This window comes from Bacillus sp. cl96 (assembly GCF_900100505.1).
Lineage (GTDB): Bacteria > Bacillota > Bacilli > Bacillales > Bacillaceae_G > Bacillus_A > Bacillus_A cereus.
The window spans coordinates 130,189-147,042 of the sequence record NZ_FNDM01000014.1 but is presented as its reverse complement, the minus strand read 5'-3'; the positions used below and the strand labels follow the sequence as shown (position 1 = coordinate 147,042).

Genomic DNA, 16,854 nt, shown 5'->3' with positions numbered 1-16,854 from the left:
ACTTGGGGCACGCGGTATCACAACATATGTGTTTGAAAGCTTACGTCCAACGCCAGTACTTTCTTTCGCAGTTCGTCATTTACATACAGTAAGTGGAATCGTTCTTACGGCAAGCCATAATCCGCCTGAATATAACGGATACAAAGTATACGGTGAAGATGGTGGACAGTTACCTCCAAAAGAAGCAGATGAGTTAATTAGCTACGTAAATGCAGTAGAAGATGAATTAACAGTTGAAGTCGCTGATGTAGAGCAATTAAAAGCTGACGGTTTATTACATATTATTGGACAAGAAGTAGATGATGCATATGCTGCAGAATTGAACAATGTCATCATTAATAAAGAAATGGTGCAAAAGGTCGGCAAAGACTTAAAAATCGTCTTTACACCATTGCACGGAACATCAAATATTTCTGTACGCCGTGGTTTAAAAGAAGTTGGATTTACAGATGTAACAGTTGTAAAAGAGCAAGAGTTACCAGATCCAAACTTCTCTACAGTAAAATCACCGAACCCAGAAGAGCACGCAGCGTTTGAGTATGCCATTCGTGATGGTGAAAAGGTAGGCGCAGATGTATTAATCGCAACTGATCCTGACGCAGATCGTCTAGGTGTAGCGGTGCGCAATCATAATGGTGAGTTCCAAGTATTAACAGGAAACCAAACAGGTGCATTAATGCTTGATTACTTACTATCTCAAAAGAAAGAAAACGGAACGCTTCCGGAGAACGGTGCCGTATTAAAAACAATCGTAACGTCTGAGATTGGTCGTACAATTGCGAAAGCATACGGTTTAGATACAGTTGATACGTTAACTGGATTTAAATTTATCGGTGAGAAAATTAGGCAGTATGAAGAAAGCGGACAATATGAATTCCAATTCGGTTATGAGGAAAGCTATGGTTATTTAATCCGCCCATTCTGCCGTGATAAAGATGCAGTACAATCTGTCCTATTTGCATGTGAAGTAGCTGCATACTACAAATCACAAGGGAAAACGTTATATAACGGTCTATTAGAAGTATTTGAGAAGTACGGTTTCTTCCGTGAAGACCTTGTATCGTTAACGTTAAAAGGAAAAGATGGAGCGGAAAAAATCCAAGAGATGATGGCAACGTTCCGTGAGAATCCGCCGAAAGAAGTAGCTGGCTTAACAGTCGTAGCAGTTGAAGACTACAAAGCAAGCATCGTTACATCTTTACAAGATGGACATAAAGAAGAGATTCACTTACCGAAATCAAATGTGTTAAAATATCAATTAGAGGACGGTTCATGGTTCTGCCTACGTCCATCTGGAACTGAGCCGAAGATTAAGTTTTACTTTGGTGTGAAAGATAGTTCTTTACAAAATAGTGAACAAAAGTTACTTACTATTAAAGAAGACATTATGAATCGTTTATAATAAATTTTAGAAGAGTTCGGTTGAATATCGAACTCTTCTTTTTTATGAACAAATTTCAAACTATAAAATCCACTGATTCACTAATCTACCAATATGCTATGATAAATACACTAAGTTAGTAATATATCGTTTGTAAAGGATAAAAGAAACAGGTGAAATAGATGAATAAAAGACAACAAGAAATTTTACAAGTTTTATTATCTGAGTCTAATGAGTATTTGTTAGTGAAGGAGCTTGCTGATAGGGTAGAATGTTCGGAGAAGACGATTCGTAATGATTTTAAGGTGATTGAGGGATATTTAGAGAAGTATTCAGATGCACTTCTTATTCGGAGACCGGGTTTAGGTGTCTGTTTAGAAATTAAGGATTATGATAAGTCCAGTTTGTTCAATAAATTATATGCTGTAAAACAGGATGTAGGCTATGCATCAGACGAGGAGAGAGTGTTGCAAATTGCGTATAGCTTGTTGATGAATGTTAAGCCGGTTACAGTGAAGGAGCTTGCTGAGCAGTATTTTGTTAATAGAGCTACGGTTAAGAAAGATTTAGATAGAATTGAAACGTGGCTTGAGGAACTAGGGTTAGATTTAGTTGTAAAGCAAAGGATAGGATTAACGGTAGGGAGCGATGAGAGAAGTAAGAGGAAGGCATTAGCTAAACTATCAGATTTAATTAATAATTGTGAATTAATGAATCGATTTATTAAAAAGCAATTTTTGTATCATGAAATTGAGTTTGTAATGACTGAATTGAAAGCGTTACAACAAAGATATGGTACGTTTTTTACAGACGATACGTTAGAGAACCTTTTATTACATACATTAATCATGGTGCGGAGGATGAAGTTAAAACAACCAATTTCAATGTCTAAAGATGATTTGAACTTTGTGCAGGAGACGAAAGAGTATGGGTGGACATTAGATTTTTTAACAAGGTTAGAGTTTGTATTTACGGTTCATTTTACTGAGGAAGAGGTAGCTTATTTAGCCATTCATATTTTAGGTGGAAAGTTTCGTTATCAAGATAGATGGGAAAGAAGTAAGTTAAATGTGAGTAGTCCTGTGCTTTCACAAATTGTATCGTATTTAATAGATCGTATGTCTAGGTTGAATGAAATTGATTTCGAGAAGGATACGTATTTATTAGAGGGATTGCAGATGCATTTGTATACGACATTAAATCGTTTGCAGTATAATCTTTCTGTCTCGAATCCGATGCTTCATGAAATTAAGCGAATGTATCCATATATGTTTGATATGTTAATTCATGAGCTGGATGATATTAATAAATCATTAAGTCTACAAATCCCTGAGGAAGAAGCAGCCTATCTTACTTTACATTTTCAGGCAGCAATGGATCGTTTGAGTGATAAAAAGGTATCGAAAAATGTAATTATTGTTTGTCATATGGGAATAGGGATGTCGCAATTATTACGGACAAAAATCGAAAGGAAATTCCGGTATGTCCATGTGATGGATTGTATCGCAAAGTCCGATTTAGAAGGATACTTAATGAAAAATAAAAAGGTAGAGCTTATTATTTCTACGATAGATCTCCCGCCGTTAAATATCCCTCACTTTGTTGTATCTCCTTTATTAGAGCGGAGTGAAGAAAGTAAGTTAGAGGATTTTATGAAGAAATTAGATAAACTACCGTCTAACGGAAATAAGGACTTTGTGTTATTGAATTACACAACGCCTTTTTTAGTCTTTTTACAACAAGAAGTAGAACATCGATACGAATTAATTGAAAAATTGGCGAGATCTCTTTATGAAAAGGGATATGTAGAGAAAGAATATATTGAAAGTGCGATTGCTAGAGATAGAATGTCAGCAACAACAATTGGTGCAGGGGTTGCCATTCCGCACGGAAGTCCTAAGCTAATTAAACAATCCGCAATTGCAGTGGCTACGCTTAGGGAGCCGTTGGATTGGGGAGTAGAGAAAGTATCGCTCGTATTTATGTTAGCAGTTAAGAGTGATGGTAAGGAAGTTACGAAGCAGTTATTTCATGAGTTGTCTTTTATAAGTGAACAACCTGTTTTTGTACAGAAACTTATAAAGGAAACCAATATAATGAAGTTTTTATCTTATTTAAGATATGAATAGGTAAGGCGAGAAGCCTTACTTTTTTGATTTCTTCGGTAAAATAATGTTTTTTCCAGAAGTTACGGTAAAAAAGAAAACTTTTATGAAGCAAATATTGATATATATTATTTGTAGGCGCTTACATAATGGTAAGGAGGATTAAAATGAAAGTATTAGCGATTACATCGTGTCCAAATGGGATTGCCCATACGTATATGGCTGCAGAAAACTTGCAAAAAGCAGCGGATAAATTAGGGATTAAAATGAAAGTTGAAACACAAGGTGGTATAGGTGTTGAAAATGAACTTACTGAGCAAGAGATTCGTGAAGCAGATGGCATCATTATAGCTGCGGATCGAGTAGTAAATAAAGATAGATTCATAGGTAAAAAGTTATTAGTTGTAGGAGTTAAAGAGGGTATTCGTAAACCAGAGGAACTTATTCAAAAAGTAGTAGATGGTAATGTTCCTGTGTATCATTCGGAGGTGCAAAAAACAGGAAATGATTCACAAGGAAAAAAACAAAACCCTATATACCGTCATTTAATGAATGGTGTATCATTCATGGTTCCTTTCATAGTTGTTGGGGGATTATTAATCGCAATTGCATTGACACTTGGCGGCGAAAAAACTCCTGGTGGTTTAGTAATACCAGAAGGATCTTTTTGGAAAACAATTGAGCAAATAGGTGGAGCTTCATTTGCATTCATGGTGCCAATTTTAGCTGGTTATATTGCGTATAGTATAGCTGATAAACCTGGACTAGTTCCTGGTATGATTGGCGGATATATCGCAGCAACGGGAAGTTTTTATGGTAGTGAGAGTGGGGCTGGCTTCCTAGGTGGAATTATCGCAGGTTTCTTAGCTGGTTATGTAGCTCTGGGAATTAAAAAGTTAAAAGTGCCAAAAGCAATTCAACCAATTATGCCAATTATTATTATTCCGGTATTTACATCACTTATTGTAGGTTTAGCGTTTGTGTTTATTATTGGTGCTCCTGTAGCGCAAGTATTTGAATCGTTAACAGCTTGGTTATCTGGTATGCAAGGTTCAAGTTCGATTCTTTTAGCCTTAATTTTAGGTGCAATGATTTCATTTGATATGGGTGGTCCAGTAAATAAGGTGGCATTCTTATTTGGTTCCGCAATGATTGGAGAAGGAAATTATGAAATTATGGGACCGATTGCAGCAGCAATTTGTATTCCGCCAATTGGGATGGGACTTGCTACATTTATAGGAAAGAGAAAGTTCCAAGAGTCGGAAAAGGAAATGGGGAAAGCCTCATTTACGATGGGCTTATTCGGTATTACAGAAGGAGCTATTCCTTTTGCAGCGCAGGATCCATTACGTGTTATTCCAAGTATTATGGCTGGTTCGATGACAGGTGCTGTTATTGCAATGATTGGTAACGTAGGGGATAGAGTAGCACATGGTGGACCAATTGTTGCGGTACTAGGAGCTGTAGATAACGTGTTTATGTTCTTTATTGCTATTATTGCAGGTTCTCTTGTTACAGCGGTTATTGTGAATGTATTAAAGAAAGATATTTCAAAAGCTGAAGAAACACAGGAATTAAAAGAAATGAAAGAAGTGTCAGCAACAAAGGAAGTAGCAGAAGTTCAAGGGCAAGTAATAGAAAAGCAAGCTGAAAAGGTTGAAATTCAGAAATTAACAGATATAACGAGTCTGGAGCTAATTGATATTAATTTAGCAGGAGAGACACGTGACGATATTATTGATGAAATGATTGAGAAATTAAATGCTGTAGGTGTTTTACATTCTGATTCAGAGTTTAAGCAAGCAATTATGAGTCGCGAAGCAGAGAGTAGTACAGGCATTGGAATGAATATTGCGATTCCTCATGGGAAGTCGAATGCAGTAAAAAAACCGAGTGTTGTATTTGGAATTAAACAATCAGGGGTAGATTGGAAGAGTTTAGATGGAACGGATGCAAAATTAATATTTATGATTGCAGTTCCAAAAGAGAGTGAAGGAAATGAGCACTTGAAGATTCTTCAAATGCTTTCAAGAAAACTTATGGATGATAGTTATAGAGAGAGATTAATATCTGTCCAAACGAAAGAAGAAGCACATAAGTTATTAGATGACATCGTATAAAATGGAGGATTTTAATCATGACAGAACCGTTATTTTTTGCACCCATTTTTAAAGAAAGAATTTGGGGTGGTACGAAATTAACTTCTTTCGGATATGAAATACCATCAGAACAAACGGGAGAATGTTGGGCTTTTGCTGCGCATCAAAATGGAGAAAGTGTAGTTAAAAATGGAAAGTATAAAGGCTTGTCTTTAGGACAATTGTGGAATAATCATCGAGAATTATTTGGGGATATTGAGGGGGATTGCTTCCCTCTTCTTACAAAAATTTTAGATGCAAATCGTGACTTATCTGTTCAAGTGCATCCAAATGATGAATATGCACGTATAAATGAAAATGGTGAGCTAGGAAAGACTGAATGCTGGTATATCATTGATTGTAAAGAAGGTGCTGAAATTATTTATGGGCATCATGCAAAGACAAAGGATGAACTAGTAGAGATGGTGGAGCAAGAAGAGTGGGACAAGCTATTACAACGTGTAAGGGTGAAGCCAGGTGATTTCTTCTTTGTTCCAAGCGGGACTGTTCATGCAATTGGTGAAGGTATTTTAATATTAGAAACACAACAAAACTCTGATACTACTTATCGATTATATGATTATAATAGAAGAGATTCAGAGGGGAATTTACGTGAACTTCATCTTGATAAAAGTATGGAAGTAATAGAAACGCCATTTGTTTCAAGTCAACAAGTTGTTCAATATGAAGAAATAGAAGATTTATGTGTAACCAAGTTTATTGAGTGCTCTTATTTTTCCGTGAATAAATGGAATTTAGATGGAGTGGTTAATTTAACGCAAAAAAGTCCATTTCTTCTCTTAAGTGTAATAGATGGAGAAGGAGAGTTAATGCATGGTAATGAAACGTATCGATTTGAAGAAGGGGATCATTTCATATTACCAAGTAACTTTGGGGAATATAAGATTGTAGGGCGTGCTGAAGTTATTGTTGCGAGTGTGTAAGAGAAAATATAACAGGAGAGGGTATGGTCGACAAAATATGTTCGACCATACCCTCTCTTTTTTTATAGGATTTTTGCTATACTAAACTGTACTATAATACATGATGGAAGGAGGAGAATGATGAAAATACTTGTGGTTGATGATGAATCGAGTATTCGTAATTTGATTCGGATGCAGTTGGAGATGGAAGGTTATGAAGTATTGGCAGCGGCTGACGGGAGAGAAGCTTTGGAGCGATGGAATGAAGGGCCAGATGTATTGATTTTGGATGTTATGCTTCCGGATACGGATGGGTATGAGTTGCTTCGTTTGTTCCGTGAGAGGGATAGGGATATTCCGGTGCTTATGTTAACGGCAAAGAGTCAGATGAATGATAAGTTGCTTGGATTGCAGCTTGGTGCTGATGATTATGTGACGAAGCCGTTTAATTATGCGGAGCTTATTCTTCGGGTTAAGAATATGGCGCGGCGTGTAAAGAAGACGGAGGCGGCTGTAAGTCATGAAGTAATTGAGGCTGGAGAGATCGTGATTTGTCCTAAGGAAAGAAAGGTACATGTGAGTGGACAAGAGATTCAGTTAACGTACCGAGAGTTTAATTTATGTCAGTTGTTTGTTTCAAATCCGCAGCGTGTGTTTATGAGGGATGAGTTGCTTGAGAAAGTATGGGGATTTGAGTATATCGGAAATACGAGAGCAGTTGATATTATGGTGCAGAGACTTCGCAAGAAGCTTGGGACGAGTGGAGAATATATTAAGACAATTTATGGCGTTGGCTATAAACTGGATTGTTAAGTGGTGATGGTATGTCTTTAAAGCGAAATATGGTGTTTGGAATAGTTGGGCTGTTAATTCCGATTTTTGTTCTTTTATATGCAGTTGTTTATATTACGTTAGAAAAGAATATGTATCATAACGCAGCAGATTCTTTAGAAAAGTTAAGTGTAGAAGCACAAATTTATACGATGAATTATTTAGAGAAGGAAGCAGAAGTGGATACGCTTGGTCCGAATTCACTTTTAATTGCGTCGTATTTAGCAAAGCGTATGGATGTCCGTGTGCAGATGATTGGGAAGAATGGCGATGTTGTTGCAGATACACAAAAAGGAGCATTGCTTCACCGTAACATCGACATTGAGAGTTCTTTGAAGGGGAAGAAGTCTTATGTTTTTGAGGAGGCGGATCCCGCTCCCATTCTTTTGTTTTCAAGCCCGGTTTATTATGGAAACGATGTCATTGGAAGTATTCGTTTTATAAATGAGTTAACGGGTGAGAAGGAAGTTTTAACAAATGTGAGCTGGACTTTCTTAATGACGTCTCTTTGTTTAGTAGCTACCGGTATTTTCTTTGCGATTCGTTTGGCGAAGTCTCTTCATAAACCAATTGATCAGTTGAGACAAATGGCACAAAGGCTCGCGAATGGTGATTATAAGAGTAAGATTGAGTTAAATGAGTACGTGGAAATCGCTCAGCTTTCAGCATCTTTTAATGCGATGGCTGATGGAATTGAGCTGCATATTAAGCAATTGCAGGAGGAGAAAGAGAAGCAGAAAGATTTCCTAGACCGCATTACGCATGAGTTAAAAACACCGCTAACGGCAATTATCGGTTATGTTGATTTAATTCCGAAGTTACAATCGAAAGAAGATGTACAGGAAAGTCTCCGTTATGTGGCTGTGGAAAGTGAGCGTTTATTATCACTTGTAGAGGAGCTGCTTAAGTCCTCGAAATATGGAACGAGTACGTTTGAAGTGTCTCCTACAGTTGTGAACATAAAGGAATTGGCAGAGGAAGCAATTTCAATTGTGAAGCCTCGTCTAAATCAGTTTGAAATTGAAGTGATAAATGAGTTAATAGATGTACATGTTGTTGCGGATTTTGATAAGACGAAGCAAATTTTCTTAAATGTGCTTGATAATGCAATTAAGTATAGTGATGCTTCGCATATTCGTATGAATGTAATTGTAAATGAGCATGAGGCGAAGGTTTTTGTTCATGATGATGGGATTGGTATAGATGAAGTGGTGCTTGCAGAGTGGAATGAGTCTCCGAAAGGAAAGGCACTTCCTTCTAGTTACGGGAATGGTTATGGTTTGTATATTTGTCAGGAGATTATGAGTAAGCAGGGCGGAAGCATGCGGATTGAGAGTAGTGAAGAAATAGGTACTACAATATTCATTACATTTTTGCTTCCGAGAAGGATGGAAGACATAAAAAACTTGAAAGCGGTTAAATGATACATTTATGAAACAATTATGCGGTATTTTCGAAACAACGTTTTTTTATCTTGGAGGTAGGCAGAAATGAAAAGGCTATCATTTCAAATTCTTATGTTTGTCATTTGTATGATTGTTTCTCTTGTTTTGTTTTATGTTATGGAGAAGCAAATCTATAATCGAATCAACATTGTAAATGATAAACAAGCCGTTTTACAAAGGGTGAATGAATCTCTTCCAATTGAAGTGAAAGTAAGACATGAAAAGTGGGGAGAAATTGTTGTAACGGATGAAGTTCGTTTGCATACGATTGTTTCATTCTTTGACCGAATTCGAATAGAGCCTGAGGGCGTTAAGAGCCAAGAACAAGTATTTACTGGAGAAGTAACGTACTTGAATGGACATAAGCGTACTTTTGCAGTAGGTGACTTGTTCCAGTATGGGGAAAATGTATACGGAAAGAATGGCATGGATCCGATGATTTCAGCACTTCAAACGTATTTATTAAGCCTGTATTACACGCCAGAGCGTATTAGTGATTTCTTTGCTTCAGCAAAGGATATCGTAGTACGTCAAGGCGATGTGGTACGTACTATCAATCTTACGCACATACTTGATTCTATTCGATACGCAAAGCAAATTACAGATTACGGAGAAATTCAGAAGTTATTACAATCGCAGAATGAACCGATTGCTTATATTACAGCTTATAAAACAGGTAAGCTTGTAAAGAATGATCGTGAAGATATTCTTACGATTTCTGTGTATCCATCGTACTTTGTTGTGCAATATCTCGGTGATAATAACGGAAATGTCATGTATATGAAAAGCTCTCTAGCAGAGTTATTCGTAAAGGAGAATGCGTCATGAGAAAGATAGCCTTTTTCTTCTTTTTGCTAGTAATTGGAGGAGCGATGTCTAGTTGCTCTCGAGATACAACCTCTATTAAATATAGTGAAAATGGTCTCCCTATTTTGGATGATCGTCATATTGTTGCGTATGTGGCGGCTCGTGAGGAAGTTGGTGAAGCGTTACTTTCATCATTTTGTAAGCCGCGCGGATGTACGTATGAATTTATTCGTCTTTCAACAGAAGAACTTCTTCGTAGAGTGGAAGAAGAAGCTGGAAATCCGAAGGCGGATATTATTATTGGCGGTACAGTAGATGCGCATCAAATGATGAAGCAAAAAAACCTTTCTATTCCTGTGATAAGCCAACATGCAAATCGTATTTCAAAAACTGTTAAAGATAAAGATGGTTATTGGTACGGTTATGAAGTGGAGAAGCTGGCAATTGCGATTAATAAAGAGCGGTGGAACGAGGAAATAGCGCCGCTCAGTCTCTCGTATCCGTTAAGATGGAAAGATTTATTGAATCCAGTATATAAAGGAAAGATTGTCATGCCCGATCCAAATGTTTCAGGTACAGCATATACGTTTTTTCAATCACTTATTGATACGTTAGGTGAAGAGGAAGCGAAGGAATATGTGAAGAATCTGGCGGAACAAGTTGGAGAAGTAACAGTGAATGGTTACATCCCAGCAGAACTTGTTGCGAGCGGTGAATATATGATAGGCATTAACTTTATGGGAGATCAGAGAATGCTTCAAAAACAAGGCTTTCCGATTTTAAGTAACGAACCTGAGCAAACAGGGTTATCTGTTAATGCGATTTCTAAACTAAAACGTGCACCGAGTGGTATTATTGCGGATTTATTTATTGATTATTGTTTATCAGAAGAAGCGGGGCATATTTTAGAAAAAGTGTCGTTTGGCGTACCAACGATGTTTGCGAAGAATGAGAAAGAAATAGAAGGACAGCCGGTTAGAAGAACAAACCAAAATATATCAAATAGCGGAATAATCGAGATATGGAATAGACAGCGTCTCTCTCTGAAGTGAGAAAAGGAGACGAAAATATATGTTTAAATGGCTCAAGCCAGCACCTGCAATTGAAAGATTGCCAGCGGATATGATCGACCGTGTATATCGATTACTACGTATTCGTGTGTTAATCGGCATTTCAGTTGGATATGCTGCTTATTATTTAGTTCGTAGTAACTTTACGTTATCAAGTACGTATTTAGTACAAGAATATGGTTTTAGTACAGCTGAAATTGGTCTACTAGGTTCAGTAATGGCAATTGTTTATGGATTTAGTAAGTTCTTTATGGGGAATTTATCAGATAAAGCTTTCGCCCAGCGCTTTATCGCAGTCGGTTTATTCTTATCAGGGCTTGTAAATATTTGTTTCGGTTTTGCCTCATCATTTGGGATGATTGTTACATTACTTGTTGTTAACGGTATTGTACAAGGTATGGGAGCACCACCTTGTAGTATTGTTATGACGAAATGGTTCTCGAAGAAAGAACGTGGTACGAAAACAGGTCTTTGGAATATTTCACATAACGTTGGTGGAATGCTTGTGCCACCACTTGTCGGAATTGGTGTAGGTATTTTCGGTGAAAATCATTGGCAAGGCGGCGTGTTTATTTTCCCTGCGATTATCGCAATGGTAATTGCAGTTCTTGTTTGGATCAATGCGAAGGATACACCAGAATCTGAAGGTCTTCCTCCAATTGATGAGTATCGTAATGACTATGAAAATCTTGAAAAAGCAGATAATGCTAACAAGATGTCACCAAAAGAAATTTTAATGAAGTATGTAGTGAAAAATAAATTTGTATGGTTCTTATGTATTGCGAATGCTTTTGTTTATTTAATTCGTTTCGGTGTTATTAACTGGGTTCCACTTTATTTAACGACAGTTAAAGGATTTTCAAAAGCAGAAGCGCATGCGGCATATGCAATCTTTGAAGGTATGGCAATTCCAAGTTCATTAATCGTTGGTTTTTTAAGTGATAAATTATTTAAAGGAAAACGTATGCCATTATGTATTATTAGTATGGTTGGAGTTGTTATTGGTACGTTTATATATTGGCAAGCAACTAGCGTACTTGTTGTAAGTATTGCAGTTTCTATTATCGGTTGTTTAATTTATGTACCACAGTTCTTAATCGGTTTAAGTGCGATGGAATTAGTACCGAAATTTGCAGTAGGTACGACAGTTGGTATGTGTGGTCTATTCGGTTATGTAGGCGGAAGTCTTGTAGCTAACGCAGCAATTGGTGTTATTGTTGATAGTTCTGGCTGGGATGGTTGTTTCATCTTACTATTAACAGGAGCGGTTTTATCAACAATCTTCTTATTTATTGTTCAACGTGGACATGAGAGAAAAGACCCTAAAGTAGCATAATATTTTGTTTGAAAAAGCTATCCAATTATCATTTTGGATGGCTTTTTCTATATAATATAATCTTTCCTTAAATCTATCTTAAAAGATATAATGTCATATTTCTAATCATTGGAATTTTTGTTACAATATAAATGGATGTGTAAAACTTTGTAAAAAGATTGTAATAATATACAGTTTATTTTCAGAAAGTTTTATACAATTATGTTATTTATTAAACTATTAATTTATAAAGGGAGAGAGAATATGTTACCAAATACGGTTCGTACTCCAAACAAGAAGAAGAAATGGATTATTATTGGGGTTATTGCACTAATTGTTATTGTAGCGGCAATTAATATTTTTGTTATGCAAGGTAAGAAGAAGGGCGCATCAACAAATGCTGATGCTGTAAGTTTTGAGAAAGTGACAGAGCGTAAGCTGAATAATACGAAGTTAATTTCTGGTCAGGTGAAGCCTGGTAATATTGAAAGCTTCTATGCAGATCCGGCCAAAGGGAAAGTGAAAGATATTGAGGTAAAAGAAGGGCAAGAGGTAGAGAAAGGCACGAAGTTATTCTCTTATGATAATGAAGAGATTAACCTTCAAATGAAGCAAGCTGAGCTTGATCAGAAGATGGCGGATATGCGTTATGATCAAGGGAAAAAGAAGATTGATTCGTTGAAGAAAGAAATTAAGAAGGCGAAAGATAGCGGAGCGGGGAAAGAAGTAACAGATCCGATGGACGAGCAAGTAAACGAGTTAGAGATAGGACAAAAAACAATTGACCTTGAGAAAGAAAAAGGAAAGTTGCAGAAAGAAGAGTTAAGTAAGAAGCAGAAAGAACTTACGATTTATAGCAATTTTGCTGGTGTTGTTCAAAAGTTAGATAAAGATGCGGCACAAAGTTCATCTCAAGCGTTAGGTGGTCAAGGAAAAGCGTTTTTACAAGTAGCTTCTAAAGATCCATTCCAAGTTCAAGGTACGTTAACTGAGCTTCAAAAGTCACAAATCCAAAAGGATCAAACATTCACTGTAACTGCAAAAGCAAATAATAAGAAGAAGTGGACAGGTAAGATTACAGAGGTAAGTGAGTTCCCAACAAGTGCAGAGATGGCGCAAGCTGGCGGCATGGGTGAAGCAACTCAAAATATGTCTCAGTATACATATAAAGCTAGCCTTGATAGTCAAGATGGTTTATCTCCAGGTTATCACGTTTCTCTGCAAGTAAACTTAGAGAATAAGACGATGATTGCTGTTCCAAGTAAAAGCATTGTAGAAAAAGGCGATGATGCATTTGTTTATGTTGAGGAAAAAGGAAAGCTTCGTAAACAAAATGTGAAAAAAGGTTCTACTGATGGAGACTGGACAGAGATTACTGAAGGCGTAACAGTGGGGCAAAAGGTGGTTAAAAATCCTTCCGACGATGTGTATGACGGAATGGAAGTGAAAGAGAAATGATTACGTTAAATAATATTGCTAAAACGTATTATCAAGGAAAATTGGCAGTGCCGATTTTGCATGGTATTAGTTTAACAATTCAGAGCGGTGAGTTCGTTTCGATTATGGGACCGTCTGGTTCTGGTAAGTCGACACTTATGAATATTATTGGTTGCTTAGATCGTCCAACAGAAGGCGAATATATGCTGAATGACGTGAATATCTTAACAGCAGACGAGTCAAAGCTTGCTTTAATTCGTAATGAATATATTGGCTTTGTATTCCAGCATTTTAATTTACTACCTCGTCTTTCCGCAGTGGAAAATGTTGAGCTTCCGCTCGTATATGGTGGCGTGAAGAAAGCGGAGCGTCGCAAGCGTGCTTTGGAGGCGTTAGGTAAAGTTGGATTGGCAGATCGCGTGCATCATTTACCAAATGAGTTATCAGGTGGACAGAAGCAGCGTGTAGCGATTGCAAGAGCGATTGCAAATAATCCAACGTTCATTATGGCTGATGAACCGACTGGTGCACTTGATACGAAGTCTGGTGAGCAAGTTATGGATATTTTCACGAAGCTTAATGCAGAAGGTACGACGATTGTTATGGTTACGCATGAAGAGGAAGTGGCAGCGTATTCTTCCCGCCGCATTGTACTGCGAGACGGGAAAGTTACAGAAGATAGAAGGTGTGCGGTATGAGTTTACTAGATAGTATAAAAATTGCCCTATCTTCTATTTTAGCTCATAAATTACGTTCAGCTCTTACGATGCTCGGTATTATTATCGGGGTAGGTTCGATTATTACAGTCGTTGCAATTGGGCAAGGCGGAGAAGCGATGCTGAAGTCGAAATTCGCAGGTTCTGGTGGTAATAACCTTATGCCAATTCAATTTAAACCAGATATTAATGATGAGTTTGCTATAGGTGGATTTGAAATGCCGAAGTTAACGGAAGAGGATATTTTGGAAGTAAAACAAGTGAAAGATGTTTCACATGTTATTACGACAAACCAGACGACAGAGGTGCTTGATGTAAATGATAAAAAAGCAAATTTGAATGTTATTGGTCTTGATAATGAATATTTTGCGGTTAATAAAGTAAAGGTCGTAAAGGGACGTACTTTAAATGAATCAGATATTTCTCATGCAAATAACGTTGTGATGATTAGTACAAAAACAGAAGAGACGTTATTTAAGGGTGTAAATCCAGTAGGACAAATTATTGAGATGAAAGGACAACCGATGCAAATTGTCGGTGTGTATACATCTGATAATGAATTTATGGGATTTGAAATGGAAGAAGCGTTAATCCCTCTTACGTTATGGCCTGTTTTATACGGAACAGATGAAATTCAAAGTATCGCAATTCAAGCTAAAAATGTAGACGATTTAGAAGCAGCAGGGAAACAAGCTGTTGATGTATTAAATAGCCGTAAGCCAAGTGAAATTCCGGGTAAATATGAACTGGTTAATTTAAAAGAATTCCAAGAAAATGTTTCTAAAGTTACTAACATTATGACAATGATCATCGGTGGTATCGCTGGTATTTCATTAGTCGTTGGTGGTATCGGTGTTATGAACATCATGCTTGTATCTGTAACGGAGCGTACGCGCGAAATTGGGATACGTAAAGCGCTTGGAGCAACGCGTAGTAAAATTTTATTACAGTTTTTAATTGAAGCAGTTATGTTGACGCTTCTAGGTGGTTTAATCGGAATTGGCCTTGGGTATGGCGGAGCATATATCGTTTCTACATTCGCAAAATGGCCACCACTCGTTTCATGGGAAGTTGTCGTTGGAGGCGTACTGTTCTCGATGACACTTGGTATTATTTTCGGATTAATTCCAGCGAACAAAGCTGCGAAATTAGATCCAATTGAAGCATTGCGTTATGAGTAATTAATAGTGTAGTAGAACTACACATTACCGTTCTAGTGGGCGGTTCGTAGCCTCTTGCGTGAGGAAGTGAACCGCCCGTTAGAACGGGTTATATAAATAGAAGGAGGCGTTATAATGGAAGCTAATTTGAATACGCAAAAAGTTGGTGGAGAAAAGCCATCATTGTTCGGAATGATCACTTCTCCTGGAGTGCAGTTCGAAAGAATGAAAACGAGTAATGCAGTTTGGGGAGCGTTTTGGCTACTTGTTTTATTAGGTGGACTTATTGGGGGATTTGCTGCTTATGTATATTCTCTAACACCTGAAGCAATTGAGCTCAATAAGGAGTTAGGTGTTACTGTTTCAGCTGGAATGACATATGGTATGGGATTCGGTGTAGGTGCTCTTGGTATGGGATTTAGTTTCTTACTAAGTGCTGTAGTGTATAAAGTCTTAATGGTGTTTATGAGCAATGATACTTCTTATAAAAAATTATTGGCGATTACTGTATATTCAAGTGTTATTTCATTAATTGGTGTATTAATAAATATAATTTTAGCTTATATTTTAGGTGGATCGGGTCAAGAAATGTACACTGGCCTAGGACCAATTTTCGCCTCGAGTAGTGGTGTTGTAAAAGGTATTGTAAGTAAATTTGAAGTGTTTACAATTTGGGGATATGTAGTTACATGGCTAGGTCTTCAAATTACAGCAGGTTTGACTAAAAAGCAGGCAACAATTATTACTATTGTTTTCTTTGTTTTAACTCTTGGAATCGGAGCTTTACAAGGTATGTTCCAATAAGGAAATAAGATAGAAAAGGTGGCTCTTCCAAGAGTCACCTTTTTTATTTTTACCCTTACTTCAAATACCACCAACAGAATTTCAAATTCTACATAGTGTAATTTCAGATTCCGTCGGTAGTATTTGAAATGACTCACAGTGAAATCTTTTCTTTATTTTTATATTGTGAAGGTACCGCGGAATACTAGAAAGGTATACCTTTTAGAAACGGGTACTGTGTGAAGCCAGCGACTTTTAAAGAGGCAGTTGTTTTGTATGAAGGGATGATTGTAAATCAAATAAAGAAATTAGGTATTCGTAAAGATTATGAAGAGTATTATCAATGTGGTTTAATTGGTCTTTGGCATGCGTATGAAAGATTTGATGCAAAGAAGGGGTATTTCCCTGCATATGCAGTTGTAACGGTGCGTGGTTATATATTAGAGAGATTGAAGAAAGAGTTCGCAGTGCAGGAGAGATGTGTATGTGTAGGTGAGTATGAGGATATCTTTCATTTTGAGGATGTTGAAATAAGAGTGAAGGATTTTATGAGCGTGTTAGATGAGAAGGAGAAGTATATTATTTTTGAACGTTTTTTTGTAGGGAAGACGATGGGAGAAATCGCTTTAGAGACGGAAATGACATATTATCAAGTAAGATGGATGTATCGGCAAGCACTTGAGAAAATGCGAGATAGTGTAAGAGGATAAATATTAATATAAGAATGGAAGGCAAGAGATGTT

Annotated in this window: 14 protein-coding genes; all 14 read left to right on the top strand. The window is 37.0% G+C overall.

All coding sequences use genetic code 11. The features are described from left to right. Positions 1–1,402: phospho-sugar mutase (locus BLT20_RS24835; protein WP_090869588.1), on the top strand; the 1,402-nt coding region annotated here is incomplete at its 5' end. Between the two features lie 161 nt (positions 1,403–1,563). Further along, entirely contained in the window at positions 1,564–3,510 is a 1,947-nt protein-coding gene (locus BLT20_RS24830; RefSeq protein WP_001042644.1) for a BglG family transcription antiterminator, read from the top strand. Positions 3,511–3,653: 143 nt separating this feature from the next. Continuing rightward, complete coding sequence (locus tag BLT20_RS24825; protein WP_000865776.1) at positions 3,654–5,606, top strand: PTS fructose transporter subunit IIABC; 1,953 nt, start codon at positions 3,654–3,656, stop codon at positions 5,604–5,606. Positions 5,607–5,623: 17 nt separating this feature from the next. Next, positions 5,624–6,568: a mannose-6-phosphate isomerase, class I gene (gene manA / locus BLT20_RS24820; RefSeq protein ID WP_000138676.1), complete on the top strand. Its 945-nt coding sequence runs from the start codon at positions 5,624–5,626 to the stop codon at positions 6,566–6,568. Between the two features lie 120 nt (positions 6,569–6,688). After that, positions 6,689–7,360 (top strand): response regulator transcription factor, encoded by a 672-nt coding sequence (locus tag BLT20_RS24815; protein WP_000699553.1) that lies wholly within the window; start codon positions 6,689–6,691, stop codon positions 7,358–7,360. Between the two features lie 11 nt (positions 7,361–7,371). Then, entirely contained in the window at positions 7,372–8,802 is a 1,431-nt protein-coding gene (locus BLT20_RS24810; protein WP_000054016.1) for a HAMP domain-containing sensor histidine kinase, read from the top strand. A 66-nt stretch (positions 8,803–8,868) separates the two neighbouring features. Then, positions 8,869–9,651, top strand: coding sequence for a DUF3919 family protein (locus tag BLT20_RS24805; RefSeq protein ID WP_000826614.1), 783 nt, complete (start codon positions 8,869–8,871; stop codon positions 9,649–9,651). Next, positions 9,648–10,682, top strand: coding sequence for an ABC transporter substrate-binding protein (locus BLT20_RS24800; protein WP_001225636.1), 1,035 nt, complete (start codon positions 9,648–9,650; stop codon positions 10,680–10,682). The genes BLT20_RS24805 and BLT20_RS24800 overlap by 4 nt, the downstream gene beginning before the upstream one ends. 19 nt (positions 10,683–10,701) lie before the next feature. Further along, positions 10,702–12,036, top strand: coding sequence for an MFS transporter (locus tag BLT20_RS24795; protein WP_000477602.1), 1,335 nt, complete (start codon positions 10,702–10,704; stop codon positions 12,034–12,036). A gap of 243 nt (positions 12,037–12,279) precedes the next feature. Further along, a complete protein-coding gene (locus BLT20_RS24790) occupies positions 12,280–13,473 on the top strand; it encodes an efflux RND transporter periplasmic adaptor subunit (RefSeq protein ID WP_000937319.1) in 1,194 nt (397 codons plus the stop codon). After that, the gene (locus tag BLT20_RS24785; RefSeq protein WP_000631624.1) at positions 13,470–14,150 is read left to right on the top strand and encodes an ABC transporter ATP-binding protein; all 681 of its coding nucleotides are present in this window, start codon (positions 13,470–13,472) and stop codon (positions 14,148–14,150) included. Before BLT20_RS24790 ends, BLT20_RS24785 begins: the two co-directional genes overlap by 4 nt. Next, entirely contained in the window at positions 14,147–15,349 is a 1,203-nt protein-coding gene (locus BLT20_RS24780) for an ABC transporter permease (RefSeq protein WP_000054365.1), read from the top strand. The genes BLT20_RS24785 and BLT20_RS24780 overlap by 4 nt, the downstream gene beginning before the upstream one ends. Before the next feature lie 114 nt (positions 15,350–15,463). Further along, positions 15,464–16,132 carry a YknW family membrane protein gene (locus BLT20_RS24775; protein ID WP_000387955.1) on the top strand — a complete coding sequence of 223 codons (669 nt, stop codon included), beginning with the start codon at positions 15,464–15,466 and terminating at the stop codon, positions 16,130–16,132. 218 nt (positions 16,133–16,350) lie between these two features. After that, a complete protein-coding gene (locus BLT20_RS24765; protein WP_002026588.1) occupies positions 16,351–16,821 on the top strand; it encodes a sigma-70 family RNA polymerase sigma factor in 471 nt (156 codons plus the stop codon). The last annotated feature ends 33 nt before the right edge of the window (positions 16,822–16,854 follow it).

What these genes read in the sequence shown, in the direction of transcription:
- BLT20_RS24830 (WP_001042644.1), top strand. Translation starts at nt 1,564, where the DNA reads ATGAATAAAAGACAACAAGAAATTTTACAAGTTTTATTATCTGAGTCT.
- BLT20_RS24825 (WP_000865776.1), top strand. Translation starts at nt 3,654, where the DNA reads ATGAAAGTATTAGCGATTACATCGTGTCCAAATGGGATTGCCCATACG.
- manA (WP_000138676.1), top strand. Translation starts at nt 5,624, where the DNA reads ATGACAGAACCGTTATTTTTTGCACCCATTTTTAAAGAAAGAATTTGG.
- BLT20_RS24815 (WP_000699553.1), top strand. Translation starts at nt 6,689, where the DNA reads ATGAAAATACTTGTGGTTGATGATGAATCGAGTATTCGTAATTTGATT.
- BLT20_RS24810 (WP_000054016.1), top strand. Translation starts at nt 7,372, where the DNA reads ATGTCTTTAAAGCGAAATATGGTGTTTGGAATAGTTGGGCTGTTAATT.
- BLT20_RS24805 (WP_000826614.1), top strand. Translation starts at nt 8,869, where the DNA reads ATGAAAAGGCTATCATTTCAAATTCTTATGTTTGTCATTTGTATGATT.
- BLT20_RS24800 (WP_001225636.1), top strand. Translation starts at nt 9,648, where the DNA reads ATGAGAAAGATAGCCTTTTTCTTCTTTTTGCTAGTAATTGGAGGAGCG.
- BLT20_RS24795 (WP_000477602.1), top strand. Translation starts at nt 10,702, where the DNA reads ATGTTTAAATGGCTCAAGCCAGCACCTGCAATTGAAAGATTGCCAGCG.
- BLT20_RS24790 (WP_000937319.1), top strand. Translation starts at nt 12,280, where the DNA reads ATGTTACCAAATACGGTTCGTACTCCAAACAAGAAGAAGAAATGGATT.
- BLT20_RS24785 (WP_000631624.1), top strand. Translation starts at nt 13,470, where the DNA reads ATGATTACGTTAAATAATATTGCTAAAACGTATTATCAAGGAAAATTG.
- BLT20_RS24780 (WP_000054365.1), top strand. Translation starts at nt 14,147, where the DNA reads ATGAGTTTACTAGATAGTATAAAAATTGCCCTATCTTCTATTTTAGCT.
- BLT20_RS24775 (WP_000387955.1), top strand. Translation starts at nt 15,464, where the DNA reads ATGGAAGCTAATTTGAATACGCAAAAAGTTGGTGGAGAAAAGCCATCA.